Annotated in this window: 3 protein-coding genes; all 3 read right to left on the bottom strand. The window is 35.2% G+C overall.

Translation table 11 applies throughout. The features are described 5' to 3' along the window. Window positions 1-612: DUF6708 domain-containing protein (locus tag A9G23_RS04605; protein WP_081296954.1), on the bottom strand; the 612-nt coding region annotated here is incomplete at its 3' end. 16 nt (window positions 613-628) lie between these two features. Next, window positions 629-880, bottom strand: a complete 252-nt coding sequence (locus A9G23_RS04600; protein WP_065586504.1) for a hypothetical protein — start codon at window positions 878-880, stop codon at window positions 629-631. Window positions 881-949: 69 nt separating this feature from the next. Continuing rightward, window positions 950-1,744 (bottom strand): DUF6708 domain-containing protein (locus A9G23_RS11495; protein ID WP_065586503.1); only part of this gene is annotated, 795 nt, incomplete at its 5' end.

Below are 1,744 nucleotides of genomic sequence, written 5' to 3'. Positions count from 1 at the left end.
CAGATAACTGCCTATGCCAGCACGTAATGGGTCTAATAATATATGGTCAATTGTTTTATGGGTATGGGGTTTGCACACCATTAATATGGTGGTGTTGAGTGAAGAGCGTGAAAAGTTATGCACCACCACCCCTTGTAAATGGGCCCAGTCATATTCTTTTATGCGTTTTTTATTAGGGTGCAAAAAGGTTAGCGGATTACGTAACACTTTAAAATTAAAAAAATAGCTTTCATTGATATACACTTTACCCGTTTTACGGTTAAAAATAATGGGACTACCTCGACGTGTAAAAAGATTTTGATAAAATTCAGGAATCATTAAATATTCGAGAATAATGTAACAAAATAAACCAGAAGTTAAAAGATAGAAAAGTGTATCACTATTGCACGTTATAATAGAATATATCAAAGATGGAATTAAAAAGATCCCCGAAATTGAGAGAAAAAAACTCATACATAAATAAAGAATCTGATCAGATTTTGTTTTACGAATAAAAGCACAGTAGTTATCATTGGCATATAGAAGACGCTGATCCGCACCCGTTAAATAGTTACCGCCTTTTACTAAATCGCTTATCCAACCAAAAATTTGGGGTTGATATTGTGATGGCATTGTTCTGCTCCTTAATTTAAATTTTATTGTTTTGAGTCACGATTAATGGCACGTCTTCACGGTTATTGTATTGAATAATAATTTGATATTTTACAATATTAAACGCGCTTATGGTGCCGGCGATCCATTTATTGATAATAAGCCCATTTTGAACTGGCTTGTCGCTATTGGTTATTGTTTTATCAGTAAGATGATTAGCCGATGTGGTTAATGTAAATTCGTCTGGCTCGTCAATAGTGTTATAATCAGGCTCAGGCAGCCCTGTCATGACATTACGGTTGCGATCATACTTATCAAAATAGGCTTTTTGTCCGTCCCCGCCCTGAGCTATTAAAACTTATTGTTTGACATGATGCCGTTGTTTAATTTCGGCGAGCTCTGCTTGCGATGTGGCATTAAACGCTTCGACCATCCATTCTGGCCAGCCTTGTCCTTTAATAATGTTGTCTTTAAATTGGGTTTCTTGTTCCCATTTGTATTTGCCATCGTTTAAGCCAGCTAATTTGTTCGCGCACATAAAGTTATTGACCCAACCCCAAACCAGATAACTGCCTATGCCAGCACGTAATGGGTCTAATAATATATGGTCAATTGTTTTATGGGTATGGGGTTTGCACACCATTAATATGGTGGTGTTGAGTGAAGAGCGTGAAAAGTTATGCACCACCACCCCTTGTAAATGGGCCCAGTCATATTCTTTTATGCGTTTTTTATTAGGGTGCAAAAAGGTTAGCGGATTACGTAACACTTTAAAATTAAAAAAATAGCTTTCATTGATATACACTTTACCCGTTTTACGGTTAAAAATAATGGGACTACCTCGACGTGTAAAAAGATTTTGATAAAATTCAGGAATCATTAAATATTCGAGAATAATGTAACAAAATAAACCAGAAGTTAAAAGATAGAAAAGTGTATCACTATTGCACGTTATAATAGAATATATCAAAGATGGAATTAAAAAGATCCCCGAAATTGAGAGAAAAAAACTCATACATAAATAAAGAATCTGATCAGATTTTGTTTTACGAATAAAAGCACAGTAGTTATCATTGGCATATAGAAGACGCTGATCCGCACCCGTTAAATAGTTACCGCCTTTTACTAAATCGCTTATCCAACCAAAAATTTG

Source organism: Gilliamella sp. App4-10 (assembly GCF_001690495.1).
GTDB classification, from domain to species: Bacteria; Pseudomonadota; Gammaproteobacteria; order Enterobacterales; family Orbaceae; genus Gilliamella; species Gilliamella apicola_G.
This window is presented reverse-complemented; position numbering and strand designations above follow the sequence as displayed.

Coding starts and splice junctions, on each gene's coding strand:
- A9G23_RS04600 (WP_065586504.1), bottom strand. CDS start 880: ATGACAGGGCTGCCTGAGCCTGATTATAACACTATTGACGAGCCAGAC.